The 16,901-nt window shown below is 31.0% G+C and carries 14 protein-coding genes and 1 pseudogene; 8 read left to right on the forward strand and 7 right to left on the reverse strand.

The features are described from left to right. Positions 1–117: 117 nt before the first annotated feature. Complete coding sequence (locus tag HBE96_RS20420; RefSeq protein ID WP_169299546.1) at positions 118–744, forward strand: flavodoxin family protein; 627 nt, start codon at positions 118–120, stop codon at positions 742–744. Positions 745–866: 122 nt separating this feature from the next. On the opposite strand, the gene HBE96_RS20425 is transcribed toward HBE96_RS20420, so the two are convergent. From HBE96_RS20425 to nuoE, 4 genes are all read right to left on the reverse strand, one after another. Beyond that, positions 867–1,679 carry an alpha/beta fold hydrolase gene (locus HBE96_RS20425; protein WP_169299547.1) on the reverse strand — a complete coding sequence of 271 codons (813 nt, stop codon included), beginning with the start codon at positions 1,677–1,679 and terminating at the stop codon, positions 867–869. A 265-nt stretch (positions 1,680–1,944) separates the two neighbouring features. Beyond that, a complete protein-coding gene (locus tag HBE96_RS20430; RefSeq protein ID WP_169299548.1) occupies positions 1,945–3,669 on the reverse strand; it encodes an NADH-dependent [FeFe] hydrogenase, group A6 in 1,725 nt (574 codons plus the stop codon). Between the two features lie 33 nt (positions 3,670–3,702). After that, positions 3,703–5,598, reverse strand: a complete 1,896-nt coding sequence (locus tag HBE96_RS20435) for an NADH-quinone oxidoreductase subunit NuoF (RefSeq protein WP_169299549.1) — start codon at positions 5,596–5,598, stop codon at positions 3,703–3,705. Positions 5,599–5,610: 12 nt separating this feature from the next. Next, positions 5,611–6,090 carry an NADH-quinone oxidoreductase subunit NuoE gene (gene nuoE, locus HBE96_RS20440; protein WP_169299550.1) on the reverse strand — a complete coding sequence of 160 codons (480 nt, stop codon included), beginning with the start codon at positions 6,088–6,090 and terminating at the stop codon, positions 5,611–5,613. A 566-nt stretch (positions 6,091–6,656) separates the two neighbouring features. Between nuoE and HBE96_RS20445 the strand changes: the two genes are divergently transcribed. The 3 genes and pseudogenes from HBE96_RS20445 to HBE96_RS20455 all read left to right on the forward strand — a co-directional run. Beyond that, positions 6,657–8,024, forward strand: coding sequence for an MATE family efflux transporter (locus HBE96_RS20445; protein ID WP_169299551.1), 1,368 nt, complete (start codon positions 6,657–6,659; stop codon positions 8,022–8,024). A gap of 82 nt (positions 8,025–8,106) precedes the next feature. Beyond that, complete coding sequence (locus HBE96_RS20450) at positions 8,107–9,090, forward strand: helix-turn-helix domain-containing protein (RefSeq protein WP_169299552.1); 984 nt, start codon at positions 8,107–8,109, stop codon at positions 9,088–9,090. Between the two features lie 8 nt (positions 9,091–9,098). Further along, positions 9,099–9,362 (forward strand): annotated as a pseudogene (locus tag HBE96_RS20455) (heavy metal translocating P-type ATPase); the annotation flags it as partial. 86 nt (positions 9,363–9,448) lie between these two features. On the opposite strand, the gene HBE96_RS20460 reads toward HBE96_RS20455, so the two are convergent. After that, positions 9,449–10,216 carry a tRNA threonylcarbamoyladenosine dehydratase gene (locus HBE96_RS20460; RefSeq protein ID WP_169299553.1) on the reverse strand — a complete coding sequence of 256 codons (768 nt, stop codon included), beginning with the start codon at positions 10,214–10,216 and terminating at the stop codon, positions 9,449–9,451. A gap of 232 nt (positions 10,217–10,448) precedes the next feature. Next, positions 10,449–11,825, reverse strand: coding sequence for an MATE family efflux transporter (locus HBE96_RS20465; RefSeq protein WP_243187015.1), 1,377 nt, complete (start codon positions 11,823–11,825; stop codon positions 10,449–10,451). Positions 11,826–11,915: 90 nt separating this feature from the next. On the opposite strand from HBE96_RS20465, the gene HBE96_RS20470 reads away from it, so the two are divergent. The 3 genes from HBE96_RS20470 to HBE96_RS20480 all read left to right on the forward strand — a co-directional run bounded on the left by HBE96_RS20470 (position 11,916) and on the right by HBE96_RS20480 (position 14,767). After that, a complete protein-coding gene (locus HBE96_RS20470; protein ID WP_169299555.1) occupies positions 11,916–12,737 on the forward strand; it encodes a MerR family transcriptional regulator in 822 nt (273 codons plus the stop codon). A 59-nt stretch (positions 12,738–12,796) separates the two neighbouring features. After that, positions 12,797–13,630: a carbon-nitrogen hydrolase family protein gene (locus HBE96_RS20475; protein WP_169299556.1), complete on the forward strand. Its 834-nt coding sequence runs from the start codon at positions 12,797–12,799 to the stop codon at positions 13,628–13,630. 390 nt (positions 13,631–14,020) lie between these two features. Continuing rightward, positions 14,021–14,767, forward strand: a complete 747-nt coding sequence (locus HBE96_RS20480) for a nitroreductase family protein (RefSeq protein WP_169299557.1) — start codon at positions 14,021–14,023, stop codon at positions 14,765–14,767. A gap of 233 nt (positions 14,768–15,000) precedes the next feature. Here the strand turns inward: HBE96_RS20480 and HBE96_RS20485 are convergent, their stop codons facing one another. Further along, positions 15,001–15,516 (reverse strand): AAA family ATPase, encoded by a 516-nt coding sequence (locus HBE96_RS20485; RefSeq protein WP_169299558.1) that lies wholly within the window; start codon positions 15,514–15,516, stop codon positions 15,001–15,003. A gap of 478 nt (positions 15,517–15,994) precedes the next feature. Between HBE96_RS20485 and rd the strand changes: the two genes are divergently transcribed. Beyond that, the gene (gene rd, locus HBE96_RS20490) at positions 15,995–16,693 is read left to right on the forward strand and encodes a rubredoxin (protein ID WP_169299559.1); all 699 of its coding nucleotides are present in this window, start codon (positions 15,995–15,997) and stop codon (positions 16,691–16,693) included. Positions 16,694–16,901: the final 208 nt, after the last annotated feature.

The raw sequence follows: 16,901 nt of genomic DNA on the forward strand, positions 1-16,901 counted from the left end.
GAAGGAATGTCAATTCACTTAGAATATGGCTATTTCAACATGGAAAATATAATTATACAGCAATATACTATTCTTCACTGATAGTATGAGCATATAGAATAAGGAGGAAAAATAAAAATGAAGGTTTTATTATTAAATGGTAGTTCAAGAACTAATGGATGTACTTATACAGCATTAGCAGAAATTACAAAGGTTTTGGAAGAAGAACAAATTGAATGTGAGATTGTGCATATTGGAAATCAACCAATTCGTGATTGTATTGGCTGCAATAAGTGTGGAGATTTACACAATGCTTGTGTATTTAATGATGATAGCATCAATGAGTTATTGAAAAAGGCAGAAAATGCAGATGGTTTCATATTTGGTACACCTGTTTATTATGCACATCCTAGTGGACGTTTGTTATCTGTTTTGGATAGATTGTTTTATGCTGGTTCAGGTGTATTTAGACATAAACCGGCTGCTGCCATTGCATCAGCAAGACGTGCTGGAACTACAGCATCTATAGATGTACTTAACAAGTATTTTACTATTGCAGAAATGCCAGTTGTATCATCTACTTATTGGAATATGGTGCATGGATCTACACCTGAAGATGTTAAGAAGGATTTGGAAGGATTGCAAACTATGCGTAACATTGGAAAGAACATGGCATGGCTTCTTAAATGCATCGAACTTGGCAAGAAACATGGTATTAACATTCCCGAAACACAAAAATCTGATTGGACAAATTTCATACGTTAATGTTCTTTATAAATTTGAATTTAAAAATTATAATTTTATTTATACTATAGAGGAATCTTTTTAGCCGGTTAATACCGGCTATTTTTATGCATTTTCTAATAAAACAGTGATTCTTTCAAACTTCATTCTTCAATAAATTTCATTAATTCTTCGTTAAACTTATCTTGTTCATCATAGAACGACCCATGACCGCTGAATTCAAATGGCACAAGTTTTGAATTTTTAATGTTTTGGTTTTGTATTTTAGCTAGTGAAAATGGAACGACTTTGTCATGAATGCCATGAATAATTAAGGTTGGAACATTTATTGCTGATAGGTCAGAAAATAGTACTTCCTTTATCCAAGTATTTGCAATGGCTGCAGTTGCCCAACCTGCTGCCTGTAAACCTAATTGAAAGAACCAATCAGAGAATGATTTGGTTATATGCTTAAAGAAAAAAATATCACCGAAATCACTGAGCATTTTAGGACGATCTGTGTATGTTCCATCAATAATTTTAGTTACGGTCTCCTTTTCTAAACCATATGGGAAATTTGGGCGTTTGATAAGACTAGGAGCTGCTGCGGCAAAAAGAGCAAGTTTAGATACTCCGTATCCTTTATAACGAGACATGTATCGAATAGCTATAGCTCCACCAGTTGAATGTCCTGCTAGTGTAAAATTATTTAATTTTAATGCATTAACCACACACCTAACATCATCCGACAACCTATTGTAGTCGTAACCTCCATAAGGTTTATCTGAATTGCCAAATCCTCTAGTATCTATTCCGATGCATCTGAATCCCATCTTAGGAAGTTTATCAAACTGATATTCAAACAGCTTATGATTTCCAGGCCAACCGTGTAGAAATAAAATTGTTTTCTTGCCCTCTGGGTTAAGATCATGTACATAAATCCTTACATTTGGTTCTACTAGAACATAATATTCCATGCGAATACCTCCATTAATAAAAACACTTCATTAATAGGCTATTCTTCTTGTCATAAATATGTGAGTTGTCCTTTTGCTTTCTATATTATATTGATATTTTACTTTTTAATTATAGCTCTTTTTGTATTTGCATTATATAGCATCTTAAGACATGAAGTAAGTAGATAATTTAAAACAAAAAAGCAAGGATACATTAAATTGGGGAATTTAATGTATCCTTATCTTTTATATAAATATTAGGGTTCGGGACAAACAATTTAGGATTTTAGCACTCTTTATTAGTATATTTAGTATGAAGCAATTTGTGCGCTTTTTCACTATTTGGTTTACCTAAGAATTCATCATAAAGCTTAATTATAGCTGGATTTTCATGAGATTTTCTTAAAGGTTTATTTCTATCTTCTTCATATAAAGCGTTCATTCTGTCTTTTAAAATTTCATATTTTCCATGGATATATGGCTGACCTCCGCCATCAATACATCCACCAGGACAAGCCATTATTTCGATTATTTGATAATCAGCTGTTCCTTCTCTTATCTTGTTTAGAAGTTTACGTGCGTTTCCAAGACCGCTGACAATAGCTGCTTTTACTTCCATATCTTTTATTTTTATTGAAGCTTCTTTTATTCCATCTAAACCACGAACGATTTCAAAATCTACATTATCTAACTTTTCATCAGTAATCCATTCATAAGCTGTACGAAGAGCAGCTTCCATAACACCACCGGTTACTCCGAATATAACACCAGCACCAGTGGATTCTCCAAGAATACTGTCAAAGTCTTCATCTTGGAGCTTATCAAATTGAATTCCTGATTCTTTAATCATTTTTGCCAGTTCTCTAGTACTTATAACAATATCTATATCATTGTTCATTTCAGGTCTTGCAGCTTCATATTTCTTAGCAAGACAAGGCATAACTGAAACTAATATGATGTTTTTAGGGTCTATATTCATTTTTTCTGCAAAATAAGTTTTAGCTATAGCACCAAACATTTGTTGAGGTGACTTGCAGCTGGATGGAGAGTCAAGTAAATCGCCAAATTCATGTTCGATGAAATTTATCCATCCAGGACAGCAGCTTGTAAGCATTGGAAGCTTGCCTCCATTTGTAATTCTACCCATAAGTTCTGTAGCTTCTTCCATTATAGTTAAGTCAGCAGCAAAATCTGTATCAAAAACTTTATCGAATCCTAAAGAACGGAGTGCTGCCACCATCTTACCTGTAACTGGTTTTCCAGGTTCTAAACCAAATTCTTCTCCAAGTGCTGCTCTTACAGCTGGAGCTGTTTGAACTATAACAAGTTTATCTTTATCGTTTAATGCTTTCCAAACTTTAGGAGTATTATTAACTTCTACTAAAGCGCCTGTTGGGCATACTGATACACATTGACCACAGAATGTACAGTTTGTGTCCAGCATTGCAGTACCAAAAGCAGGGGATATAACAGTTTCAAAACCTCTGTCTACTGCTGATAGTGCAGAAACAGTTTGGATTTCAGTACATACAGTTTCGCATCTTCTACATAATACGCATTTATCTAAATCGCGGACTATGGAAGGACTGGAAGTATCTTTTGGATAAGTTGACATTTCGCCTTTATACTTAATTTCGCGTATTCCCATATCAGCAGCTAAAGTTTGAAGCTCGCAATTAGTGCTTTTTTCACAAAGCAAGCAGTTTTGTGGGTGGTCTGAAAGAATAAGTTCTACTACATTTCTACGAGCGTTTATTGCTTTTATGGAATTAGTATTTACTACCATACCTTCAGTTACAGGAGTAGTACATGCAGGAGCAAGGTTTCTTCTACCTTCCACTTCTACAACGCAAACTCTACAGGAACCAGGTTTGTTTTCTGATCCATCATGAAGTTTCAAATGACATAAAGTTGGTATTTCTATTTCAAGTAGTTTTGCAGCTTGCAAAATAGTAGCGCCTTTTTCCACTTGCACTTGTTTATTATTTATAGTAAGAGTAACTAAACTCAAAACTTCCACCTCTTTCTTAAAAATTTTGCATAATTATTTTTTTTCTATTGCGTCTACTGGACAGCCGTTTAGGCATGCTCCACATTTAATACATTTAATTTGATCTATAGTGTGAAGCTGTTTAACCTTGCCGCTAATACATGTTACAGGACAGTTACGTGCACATTTAGTACATCCAATACATTTATCTGTAATTTCAAAGCGAAGTAAGTTTTTACAAACGCCTGCTGGACAAGATTTTTGTTTTACATGAGCTTCGTATTCGTCTGCAAAGTATTTCAATGTACTTAATATAGGATTAGGCGCAGTTTGTCCAAGACCACAAAGAGAAGTGTCTTTTATAGTTTGAGCTAAATCTTTTAATTTTTCTAAGTCTTCTTCAGTGCCTTGTCCGTTAGTTATTTTTGTTAATATTTCTAATAAACGTTTGTTTCCAATTCTACAAGGTGTACATTTTCCGCAGGATTCTTCTACGGTAAACTCTAAATAGAATTTAGCTATATCAACCATACAGTTATCTTCATCCATAACAATCATTCCACCAGAACCCATCATAGAGCCTATGGAGGTTAAAGATTCATAATCTATAGGAATGTCTAAATTTGACGCAGGAATACATCCGCCGGAAGGTCCACCAGTTTGTACTGCTTTAAATTTACGGCCGTTTTTAATACCTCCGCCTATATCATAAATTATTTCTCTAAGTGTTGTACCCATAGGTACTTCCACAAGACCTACGTTATTTATTTTACCGGCTAAAGCAAAAACCTTTGTTCCTTTAGAAGTTGCAGTGCCTATTGAGCTATACCACTCAGCGCCATTATTTATTATAGCTGGAATGTTTGCTAATGTTTCAACATTGTTTACGCAAGTTGGCTTATTCCAAAGTCCGCTTTCAGCAGGGAATGGAGGTTTATTTGTAGGCTCACCACGACAGCCTTCTACAGAGTGGATTAAAGCTGTTTCTTCACCACATACGAAAGCTCCAGCACCGTATCTTATATCTATATTGAAACTAAATTCTGTTCCTAAAATCTTATCTCCTAAAAGTCCCAATTCAATAGCTTGTTCAATAGCTATTCTAAGTCTGTTAACTGCAAGAGGATACTCTGCTCTTATATATATAACTCCTTTTGAAGCACCAATAGCATATCCTGCAATGGCCATAGCTTCCAGTACACTATGAGGGTCACCTTCTAATATAGAACGGTCCATAAATGCACCGGGATCTCCTTCATCAGCATTACAAATTATATATTTTTGATCAGCGTCATAAACTTTAGCAAAGGACCACTTTTTACCTGTAGGGAAACCTCCGCCTCCTCTACCTCTTAATCCTGAATCTGTAATTAATTTTATAACATCATCAGAGCTCATTTCTGTAATGGATTTTCCAAGGGCTAAATATCCATTTGTTGCAATGCTTTCAGTTATATCTTCAGGATTTATAAATCCACAGTTTCTAAGTGCAATTCTTTGTTGCTTTTTATAGAACGACATTTCATCCTGTCTTTTCACTTTTTCTTTTACAGATGGTTCTTCATATAAAAGATCTTCTAATATTTTTCCGTTTAATAAGTGTTCGTTAACTATATCAGAAGCATCTTCAGGTGTAACATGAACATAAAATACATTGTCAGGGCTTATTTTAACAATAGGTCCTTTTTCACAGAAACCAAAGCATCCTGTAATTTCAACAGTAACTTCTTCTGAAAGACCAGCTTTTTCAACTTCTGCTTTTAAATTGGATACAATTACATCACCTTCTGCAGATTTACAACCTGTTCCACCGCAAACAGTAACATAACGTTTACATCTTTTGTTTTCACAAGCAAGTTCATCTTCTATGGATGCTTCTCTAATTTTTAAATTTTCTGAATAATCCAAGCATGATTTTTGAAGTTCTTTATAAGAATTGATTTTCTTCAAAGCCCTTTCCTCCTATTCCTTATATTCATCTAAAATTTTATCTACCATTTGTTTTGTAAAATGACCATAAACTTTATCATTAACAGTTACTACAGGAGCAAGTCCACAGGCACCTACACATCTTAAAACTTGGATAGTAAATTTTCCATCAGATGTAGTTTCGCCAACTTTAATGTTTAATTTCTTTTCAAATTCTTCAAGCACATCTCCTGAGCCTTTAACAAAGCATGCAGTTCCCATACATATATTTATAACATATTCTCCGGTTGGTTCTTCGGTAAAATAAGAATAGAATGTAACAACACCGTTAACTTTAGATACAGGTATATCAAGTTTTTTAGCTACAAATTTTTGTACATCTTTTGATAAATATCCAAATAAATTTTGAGCTTTATGGAGAACTGAGATTAATGATCCGTTTTTTTCTTCAAGATTATTTATGAATTGTTCCAGTTCGTTAAAATATTGTTTTTCTAAATTATTGCAACACACTAAGGTATACCCCCTCTGAATGTATAAGATTTTTCTACTTGTTTAAATTATATCAAACTTTTTTGAAAAATAAAGAGATATTTTAAAAAACTTTAGTATAAATATATGTAAAAAAAGTATTATATTATATAAAAATAAAAAAATAATGTTGCTTTTAGATAGAAAAACACCAAAAATAGCGAATAGAATATTGTTAAGTTTGTAGAAGAAAAAACATATAAAAATTTACTGGTGATACAGTTAATATTCTTGAACTGTGTTAGATATAATTTGTGAAATTTAAAAAATAAGAGAGAAGATCACATATAGCACTATTTTGCTATTTATAAGTTGATTGAATGTATGTCTAAACGGGACTAAAAGATGTCAATATGGAGCGTACAAATCAATTATTATGGGCTAAAATAGTATTGTAAACAAAAGAGAATAATTCTCAATATCAAGTAGTAGATTAGAGTACATTTAGTAAATATAATTAATTGTTTTATCTATATAACTTTAAAATTGTATGTCGAAACGCGGTCAATAATGTACAATGAAAAAAGTTAAATGAGGAGGAAATTAAAATGAATAACAGAACAAAATTACTTACAGAGACACCATTTAAACTTATGCTTTCATTAAGCGTACCAGCTATTTTAGGTATGATGGTAGTAGGACTTTATAATTTGATGGATGCAGTGTTTGCAGGACAGATGATTGGGTCGAATGCAATGGGGGCTATCTCAATTTCATATCCATTTACGTTAATTAACAGCGGAGTTGCAACATTCATAGGAGTTGGTTCTGCATCAGTATTATCAAGAGCTATTGGTAAAAAAGATAAAAAAACAATGGATTCAATCATGGGTAATCTTATAATGGTGGTACTTATATTATCAGTTATAATTACTATAGTTGGTACTATTTTCACAAAACAAATACTTGCAGTTACTGGTGCTGAAGGTGAAATTTTAAGTAGTGCTGTTCGCTATCTTAGAATTATATTTATTGGCTCGATATTTGTAAACTTTTTTCAAAGTGCCAATATGGTAATGAGGGGAGAGGGTGCATTAAGACAATCAATGCTAATTGTAGGTAGTGGAGCTATTTTAAATATGATTCTTGCTCCAATATTAATAAGTATATGTAATAAATTTAATATGGGAATTGAAGGTGCTGCATATGCTACTTTAATTGCACAATTCGTACAAGCTGTTGTTACTTTAATACATTTTACAAAAAAAAGCGAAAACTTAAAGATTAATAAAATAAGATTAGATAAAAATATTTTACCTGAAATATTTGCAGTTGGATTTTCAGCAATGCTTATGCAAGTAATGACATTGTTATATCAAACATTTATTTTCAATAGTGCTTCAAAATATGGTGGAGGAACTTCTCAAATTTTATTAGGAGCTGCATTAAGGGTTCAAACATTTGCATTTATTCCATTGTGGGGAATTAGTCAAGGGTTTCAGCCAGTTGCAGGTACTAATTATGGTGCTGGGAAATATGATAGGGTAAAGACTATGACATTAGTATTTATTGCAAGTGCATTTGTATTATCTTTAATTTTCTATTTACCAGTTGAAATTGCACCAGGAGTGGTGTTGTCACTATTTATTAAAGAAACCAATATAATTCAACAAGGAATATCTAATTTTAGAATTATGTTTAGTACTTATATCTTTCTTGGAATTTTTATAATGGTTATTACCTTATTCCAATCATTAGGAAAAGCTACAAAAGCAAGTGCTGTAGTACTATTACGTCAGGTAATACTTTTTCCTCTTATTATGATCTTGCCAAAATGGATGGGTATTAAAGGCATCTGGGTGGCAATTGGATTAAATGATGGTATACTTGTTTTGATTACTATTTGTATGATGATGTTTGAATTTAAGTCTTTATCATCAAAAACAAATATTGAAACAAGTGTTGGTACAGTTTAAGGTGTAGCAAAAAATAATAGACATAAGATGCACTCATATTTTTGAGTGTGTCTAAATTATTTTTTTAAAGGGAGGGCTTAAAATGCAAGGAATAGATATTTTTCAAGATCATGAATTTTTAAACAGAGTTTCCTTGGTTGAAAAATTTGATAATAATGATTATAGAACTATATATAAAATGGATTGCAACAATGGTCTTGGAATAATGACAGTATATAAGGTATTTACAGGAATCGAGTTAATATATTATGAATTTGAAGTAGCATCTTGTTTATGTGATTTACCAACATACGATAACATAATTGAAATAAATCATTGTAAAGAAGGAAGAGAAGAATGTAAATTACTTGATGGCAGTTTTTTGTATATGGGAGAAGGTGATCTTTCTATTAATATGATGAGCAATCATGCAGATACAATTGGCTTTCCACTTAAGCACTATAAAGGGATTTCTGTTGTTATCTATATGGATGAGATTGTTAATGAAGTGCCTAAAATTTTAAAGGATATTAATATAGATATATATAACTTGAAAGAGAAGTTTTGTACTCATGATAAATGTTTTGTTATGAGAGCTAAAGATAAAATTGAACACATATTTTCTGAATTATATTCAGTGCCTGAATCAGTACAAAAGGCTTATTTTAAATTAAAAGTTCTAGAGCTTTTGGTGTTTTTAAGTATTACAGATGAGTCTCAGGAGGAAGAGAAAGAATATTATTCTAAAGAGCAAGTAGAACGAATTAAGGAAATAAAGAAATTTATTACAAAAAATTCACAACATAGATATACAATTGAAGAATTGGCAAAAATGTATTGTATAAGTCCTACAGGTTTAAAAACATATTTTAAAGGAATATATGGAACTTCAATTGCAACATATGTTAAAGAGTATCGTATTAAAAATGCAGCAATAAGCTTAAGGCAAACTAAAAACAGTATAGCAGATGTGGCCTTAAGTGTTGGATATGAAAGTCAAAGTAAATTTGCAGCTGCTTTTAAAAAAATTATAGGTATAAGTCCTTTGGAATATCGAAAAAAATGCTTAGAAGATATATTATTATAGCAATGTGAAGTATGGGATCAGATGCGGCTATAGAAGCTGCTGATATTGTATTAATGGATGACAATCCTCAAAAAATAGCTACTGTGGTTAAAATAGCACGTAAGACATTAAAAATTGTAAAACAAAATATTGGATTTGCACTAATTATAAAAGCTATTGTTTTAATTGCGGGTGCATTCGGCTTAGCTAATATGTGGGAAGCTGTATTTGCAGATGTTGGAGTATCAGTAATTGCAATTTTAAATGCTATTAGAGCTTTAAAAATAGTATAATATTTTATTATAATTAAAAATGGAGTATCTCAAAATGAATATAATATATAACAAATTTTGAGATAACTCCAATTGTATATTAAGGTTTATTTTTGTTCCATACTTGGAATTAGATCTTTTATAACCTCTCCACCTATTATCATACCTGCTACTGGTGGAACAAAAGAAATGCTTCCTGGTATTTGTCTTTTTGCTGCACATTTCTTTGTGCCTCCAGTACAAACACAGCCTTCCTTACAAGTTATAACTTCTTCATAATTTGGTTTTATAGGAACCTCTTCTGAATAAAGAACCTTTAAGCTTTCAATACCTCTTTTTCTAAGTTCATATCTCATAACCTTCGCTAGAGGACATATTTTTGTATCATATATATCAGCTATTTTAAATTGTGTAGGGTCTAATTTATTTCCAGTACCCATACAGCTTATTATGTTTATGTTGTGATTTTTACACCATACTATTAAAGATAATTTTGATGAAACTGTATCAATAGCATCAATTACATAATCTGCATTTAAAGGTATTATGTCTTCTATATTATCTTCTTTTATAAAAGTTTGATGAATTGTTATTTTACATTCTGGATTTATCTGCAAAGCTCTTTCTTTTAGCACTTCTACCTTAGATTTACCTATAGTATTGAAGTTTGCATGTATTTGTCTATTTAAATTGGTTAGGCAAATAGTATCATCATCTACCAATATGAGATGTCCTACGCCAGCTCTTACTACAGCTTCGAAAGAAAAACTTCCTACTCCACCTAAACCCAAAATAACTACAGTGCTGTTTTTTAGTTTTTCTAGGGCAGTACTTCCTATTAATAATTCTGTTCTTGAAAGTGAATGTTGTTTCATTTTGTATAAGCTCCTTTGATTATAGATTACGACAGGGGTATAAGTTTTAAATTAATATTAATGTTATATTTCAATATATACGAATTTTGTTTCACTTGATAGTATATAATACTATGAACAAATGTCAATAAGAAAACACATACATTTGTAATACTTAATATAAAACTTGTTCATTTTATTATGGTATAATTTTATTTAAATTATTTTCAGGTATATATACAAACTATTTGCTTTATAGCGAAAGCTTTCTTTTCCAGGTTCCTCTTAAGAAGCGTATAAAGAGAATGGTAAAACGAAATATATTATCTGCTACCATGCAAATCCACACAGCGTTTAAACCAAGTTTAAATTTGGATATACATATGAAGGTTGATACAATTCTTACTCCCCACATAGATAAAATTGATACAAATACTGGAGTTTTAGTATCACCTACTCCATTAAATATACCTTCTAATATTATTAGGGCTCCAAATATAGGCTCAGATACAGCTACAATACGTAGTGCAGAAGAGCCGGATTTAACAACTACAGGATTTTTGGTAAATATGGACATCATAACGTTTGGAAATATAAATAATATAGTACCAGTTATAGTCATTACAACAACTGCAATTCCTAATATTGTTACAGACATTTGATGTAATTTTTTTTCATTTCTTTCACCTAAAGCGTTTCCAGCAAGTGTTGAAGCAGAAGCTTGCATACCATAGCCAGGAATATAAAAGGCTTGTTCAGCAGTCAGAGCAATAGAATGGGCAGCAAAGGCTAAAGTACCTAATCTTGTTACTAGAGAAGAGAAAACTACTTGACCCAAACAGGTTACTACACGCTCAATGGTTATTGGAAAACCAACGCTAATGCATCTTTTCATAATTGGAATATTTAGTTTTATTTTTTTACCTTTAGGTGATACCAGTTTATTTCTATAAAGTGCAAAGAACATTAGACAACCACTTATACTGTAGGATATAGCTGCAGCAGTAGCAGAGCCAGCAACCCCAAGTCCTGCTCCATAAATAGTTAGTTTAAAATTGCCAATATCTATAGTTTCAGTGCCGTAAATCAATAGAAAATTTAAAATAATATTGGTTATATTCATGATAAGATTAACCTTCATAGGTGTTTTCATATCACCTGTAGAGCGTAGTACAGCACCAAAAACTATAGTTGCAACACGAAATAACATAGGAAAGCATATGATGCCAAAGTAAAGTGAAGCATCTCTTTGGATTTCCGAAGAAGCTCCTAACCACTTGGGAAGAAAAGGAGTGATAGATAAGGTTGCTATTCCCATTATTATTCCTAGTATAAAAGTTATTATAATGGATTGAATGGCTGCTATTTTTGCTTTTTCAAATTTTTTTGCACCTATGCATAAGGAGATATATGATAATACACCTATGCCCATAGCAAAAGAAGGACTATTTATAAGCCAGTTTACTGTGGTTGTAAGTCCAACTGCAGCAGAAGCTTGAGCACCTAGTCTTCCTACCATAGCAGAGCTTACATATTGTACTGTTGTTTGAAGCGCCTGTTCTACTATAGAAGGCCAGGCTAAGGCACATATAGATATAATCATTTCTTTTCTTTGATTTATATTTTTCATAATATTCTCCAAATTATCATATTGTTGATAGATTGTATATTTGATATAATAAGGGATATTGTAACTATATAGTCAAGAGGATGAATAGAAATGAAGAATAAAATATATCTGTCCACTGGTGAGCTAGCACAAATGCTCGGTGTTACAAAACAAACAGTAATTTATTATGATAAAATAGGGTTAATTTCTCCTGTAAAACGTGGTGAAAAGCATTATAGGTACTACACACTAGAGCAAGCAGATGAATTAGACTCGATTTTAACTTTTAGAAATTTAGGAGTACCAATAAGTGTACTTAAAGAATATTTAAGTGTTCGAAATGCAGAAGGGTGCATTGAAATGCTTAAGAAGCAGGAAGAAAGAGTTAATTTAGAAATTCAAAAGCTAGATAAAATAAGAAGAAAAATAGAAGGAAGGTCAAAACTGCTTAATCAGATATTAAAGGTTAAAGATTTTGAAAAGGTGGAGTTTTCAATAATGGGTAAAGAGTGGTATATGATAGAACATTGTATAGAGAAGGATGAAAAATCATATATGCAAAGTTTTATTTCCATTTGTAATCGATCTAAAGAACTTCAGATTGATTTTGAAAATCCCATTTGTAGTATAATTACACAGGAAGCTTTGATGCTAGGAAATTATAAAAAGACAGCTTATTTTGGAATAAAAATACCTGAAGATTTTAAGGGAGATGTGATTAATAAGTTTGAAAGACCATATGGAACCTATGCATCAACTTATCATAAGGGTTCCTATGATTCAATGTATCTTTCCTATGAAAGATTGATAAAAGGCATAAAAGAGCAAGGATACAGTGTATGTGGCAATGCATATGAAATGGACTTGCTTAGTACACTTACTAATGCTAATAGTGATGAATACCTCAAACTTATTTATATACAAGTTTGTTAAGAATATAATTAAATTAATTACAAAGGTATTGGGAAAAGTGGTAAAAGGGGAGAAGATATATGAGTGAAATAAAAATAGGCCTATGTCAGATGATGGTAGAAAAAACTTCTAAACAAGATAATATTGAAAAAGCTAGAAATATGATAATTAGTACAGCAGAACAGGGTGCGGAAATTGTAGTTCTTCCAGAGATGTTTAATTGTCCATACAACAACAAGCATTTTAGGGAATATGGAGAAGGTTCTCTAAAAGACGAAACTTTAAGTATGCTTTCACAAATTTCTAAAGAGAAAAATATATACTTAATAGGAGGCTCAATTCCTGAACTTCATGAAGGGAAAGTGTATAATTCCTCTTTTATATTTAATAATGAAGGAAAATTGATTGGTAAGCATAGAAAAATGCATCTATTTGATATAGATATTAAGAATAAAATTAAATTTAAAGAATCAGAAGTATTAACACCAGGAGATAAAGTCACAATTATAGATACTAAGTGGGGAAAAATGGGTGTAGCTATTTGTTATGATATAAGATTTCCAGAACTAACAAGGATCATGGCACTTGAAGGTGCTAAAATAGTATTTATACCTGCTGCATTTAATATGACTACAGGTCCTGTACATTGGGATCTTTCATTTAGAGCTAGAGCTTTAGATAATCAAATTTATATGGTAGGAGTATCCCCAGCTAGAAATGTGAATTATTCTTATGTAGCTTATGGAAATTCCCTAGTAGTTGATCCTTGGGGAAAAATAATAAATAAGCTGGATGAAAAGGAAGGAATACTAGTACAAAGTATAAATTTAGATTATATAGATGAAGTTAGAGAATCACTGCCTTTGCTTAAACATAGAAGAACAGATTTGTATAAAATAGACTATGAAGTGTAATTGATAGCACATACTAAATATTAAATGATGTCCAATGTTAACGCATAAAACTCAACTGTAAAAGAATCAATAAAGCCAAGAAAAATGACAAAAACAAAGGTTGCTGCCTTATTTTTAGAGAGCGACAGCAATAACGAGGCCTCAAGGCCTCTTTTTTATTAAGAGTCTTATTAAATGTAGTTTTATTTAAATTTTGTATAAATTAATGATAGCTATAATTTTTAAGAATTTTTGTTTTCTAAGCTCCACTTAAAAAATGTATAGAAAGAATGGTGTCTTGTTGAAAACGTTATACTTATTGATATATAAGTATCTCATTATATTGACACTAAATGCGTGATTTTGAATTATATGGTATAATTTATATAAAATGCAATAAAGGAGAAGAATATGAATAATGTTTTAAAGCAAATAAAAAATAGAAGATCAGTTAGAGTGTTTGAAAATAGACCAGTAACAACTGAGATAAAAAATGAGATATTAGGAGCTGCTTTTGAAGCCCCAACTGCAGGGGCAATGATGCTGTATAGCATAATTGATATTACTGATGAAATATTAAAGAAAAAGTTGTCAGTAGCCTGTGATAACCAGCCGTTTATTGCAAAGGCACCTTTAGTACTTATATTTCTTGCAGACTATCAAAGATGGTACGATACTTTTTGTTTTGAAGAATGTAATCCAAGAACTCCAGGGGAGGGAGATGCACTGCTAGCCTGTGCTGATGCAATTATAGCAGCCCAAAATACAGTAGTAGCTGCAGAATCTTTAGAAATTGGTTCTTGCTACATTGGTGATATCATTGAAAATTGCGAAACTATTAGAGAACTTTTAGAGCTACCGGATTATGTTTTGCCTGCTGCAATGGTGGTTTATGGTTATCCTGTTTTGCAACAAAAAACTAGGATAAAACCTGTTCGGTTTGAAAGTCAGTATATAGTATCTGAAAATAAATATCATAGGATAACTAAAGAAGAACACAAGGAAATGCATCGTGTAAGATTTCAAAAGAGGGGATTGCCAGAAGAAAGTATTAATGAAAGAATTAAAGCACTTTGTAATCGTAAGTATATGTCTAATTTCTCTTTGGAAATGAATCGATCAGCAGGAGAATATCTTAATAAGTTTAGGTCAAAGTAATATTTTTTAACATAATTATAAATTTAAAAATAAGTATCAGAGTATTTGTATTCATGAATAGTATTATAAATAAATCAATATATAAATGGTAGTTAAGTTTACAATATAAACATTAGGATGAAGTTAGAGAATCACTACCTTTGCTCAAGCATAGAAGAACAGACTTATATAAAATAGTACATTAGATGATATGAGGGAAAGTTATGCTTTCTTTAAAACAAAAATGACGCAATCTATTGGATAGTGTCATTTTTTATAATTTCAATAATTTTATCAGCTGTTTCTGAAATGGAAATATCGCTTGTATCAATTTTTATGGTATTCATGTTTTCATATAGAGGAATGCGATTTAAACCAGCATCCAAGGCTTCTTTTTCTCTTAAATTATTTTTTATATCCTCTGATACTCTTTTTATGTAACTGCTTTTATTGCAAATAAGGGTTATCTTAATTACCTCAAATTCTAATCCATCAAGCTTACTTAAAATCATTTCAAATATTTCTTCTAAATGTATTACCCAGTTGAATATTACGTATTCATAAGATGAATTTGTTAAAAAGTTTCTTAAAAGATGAGTTATATTATCTATAACCATTGTCTTATTTTCTTCATTTACAATGAAAGGATTCATCATCCAGCACCAATCGCCATCAAGCCATACTGAACTTTCTAGTTTTTGATACAATGCTTTACTAGTTGCAGTTTTTCCAACTCCCATTGTTCCGTTTATAATAATTAACTTTTTCATTGATTACCTCCCCTTAAATTAATAATTATTAGTGAAGGATTAATAGTTTGAGAGTGTAGAGTGGAAAGTTGAGTTAGTAACCCTCTACTTCAAATAGATTAATCATGCTTACTACCATATTATATCATAACTGATTTATTATAGAAAATAGCAATGCTTTTGATACAGTTGACGAACTGCTTGTAAAGTAGTAATAATAAATATTAAATAATAAAAAATAATATTTTTTGAAAATTGAGTTTATTTTTAGTCATTTAATGTTATAATTTATTCAATGTTACAAAATTGTGCAAGGAGGTAATAAAAGCAAGCTGAATTTACAGATATGTTTTTATAGGAAAGTATTTCACAGATAATAAATAAAGGTAGATTATGAAATAATATAAAAATGAAGTTTTATAACAATAATAATATTGTATTAAGGAAGGAGGATATGCTTATAGAGAATCATTTTTGATATGTAAGCATAAATAAGTATATGATTGATAATAAAGCATTTTATAAATTAAGTTATGGGTTATACATTGTAAGTTCTGTTTCTGAGGATAAATTAAATGCTCAGATTGCTAATACAGTTTTTCAGATAACATCAGATCCAGCTACGGTTGCAGTAAGCATTAATAAAAAAAATCTTACCTATGAATACATACAAAAAAGTAAATTGATAGGGGTTTCTGCTCTATCATTGGAAACGCCTATGGACCAAATAGGAAGATTTGGATTTAAGTCTGGAAGAGATATAAATAAATTTGAAGGTATATCATATAAATTAGGAGAAACTGGTGTGCCAATAGTTTTGGATAATGCAGTATCCTATTTTGAATTACAAGTTGAAAAGGAAATAGACGTTTTAACGCATACAATATTTATCTGCAAAGTAGTAAATGCAGAATTGATTAAAGATGTAGATGCAATGACGTACAAATATTATCAAGATATAAAACGAGGTAAAATATTAAAACCTGCAGTATCCTATGATGAGAATAAAGTTGAGTCTATAAATGCAACTAGTGATATGCCCCAATATATATGTTCAGTATGTGGATATATTTATGATCCAGCTGTTGGAGATCCTGATTCAGGTATTTTACCAGGAACTTTATTTGAAAATATACCAGATAATTGGACTTGCCCAATTTGCGGAGTAACTAAAGATAATTTTGAAAAAATGGCTTAAAATATTCTATAGGTGCACATTTAAATATATATTTGAAGATGTAATGAGAAAATTATAGATATCTAACTTTAAAATTTTAATTTTATTATAAAATCAAAATTAAGTTTTAGTATTCATCAAAGTAATATAAGCTTTAATTATGATGTTGTATATTTATAGCAATAAAATAATAGGAAAAACCACACTGTGTTGCTTTATCAAATTTCAC

Origin of the sequence: Clostridium muellerianum (assembly GCF_012926525.1) — a bacterium.
In the GTDB taxonomy this organism is placed as follows: domain Bacteria; phylum Bacillota; class Clostridia; order Clostridiales; family Clostridiaceae; genus Clostridium_AM; species Clostridium_AM muellerianum.

Bases quoted from the DNA above. Each gene is read 5' to 3' on its own strand.
- HBE96_RS20475 (WP_169299556.1), top strand. From the start codon at position 12,797: ATGAGTGAAATAAAAATAGGCCTATGTCAGATGATGGTAGAAAAAACT.
- HBE96_RS20470 (WP_169299555.1), top strand. From the start codon at position 11,916: ATGAAGAATAAAATATATCTGTCCACTGGTGAGCTAGCACAAATGCTC.
- HBE96_RS20480 (WP_169299557.1), top strand. From the start codon at position 14,021: ATGAATAATGTTTTAAAGCAAATAAAAAATAGAAGATCAGTTAGAGTG.
- HBE96_RS20465 (WP_243187015.1), bottom strand. From the start codon at position 11,825: ATGAAAAATATAAATCAAAGAAAAGAAATGATTATATCTATATGTGCC.
- HBE96_RS20460 (WP_169299553.1), bottom strand. From the start codon at position 10,216: ATGAAACAACATTCACTTTCAAGAACAGAATTATTAATAGGAAGTACT.
- HBE96_RS20450 (WP_169299552.1), top strand. From the start codon at position 8,107: ATGCAAGGAATAGATATTTTTCAAGATCATGAATTTTTAAACAGAGTT.
- HBE96_RS20425 (WP_169299547.1), bottom strand. From the start codon at position 1,679: ATGGAATATTATGTTCTAGTAGAACCAAATGTAAGGATTTATGTACAT.
- HBE96_RS20485 (WP_169299558.1), bottom strand. From the start codon at position 15,516: ATGAAAAAGTTAATTATTATAAACGGAACAATGGGAGTTGGAAAAACT.
- HBE96_RS20420 (WP_169299546.1), top strand. From the start codon at position 118: ATGAAGGTTTTATTATTAAATGGTAGTTCAAGAACTAATGGATGTACT.
- rd (WP_169299559.1), top strand. From the start codon at position 15,995: ATGATTGATAATAAAGCATTTTATAAATTAAGTTATGGGTTATACATT.
- HBE96_RS20445 (WP_169299551.1), top strand. From the start codon at position 6,657: ATGAATAACAGAACAAAATTACTTACAGAGACACCATTTAAACTTATG.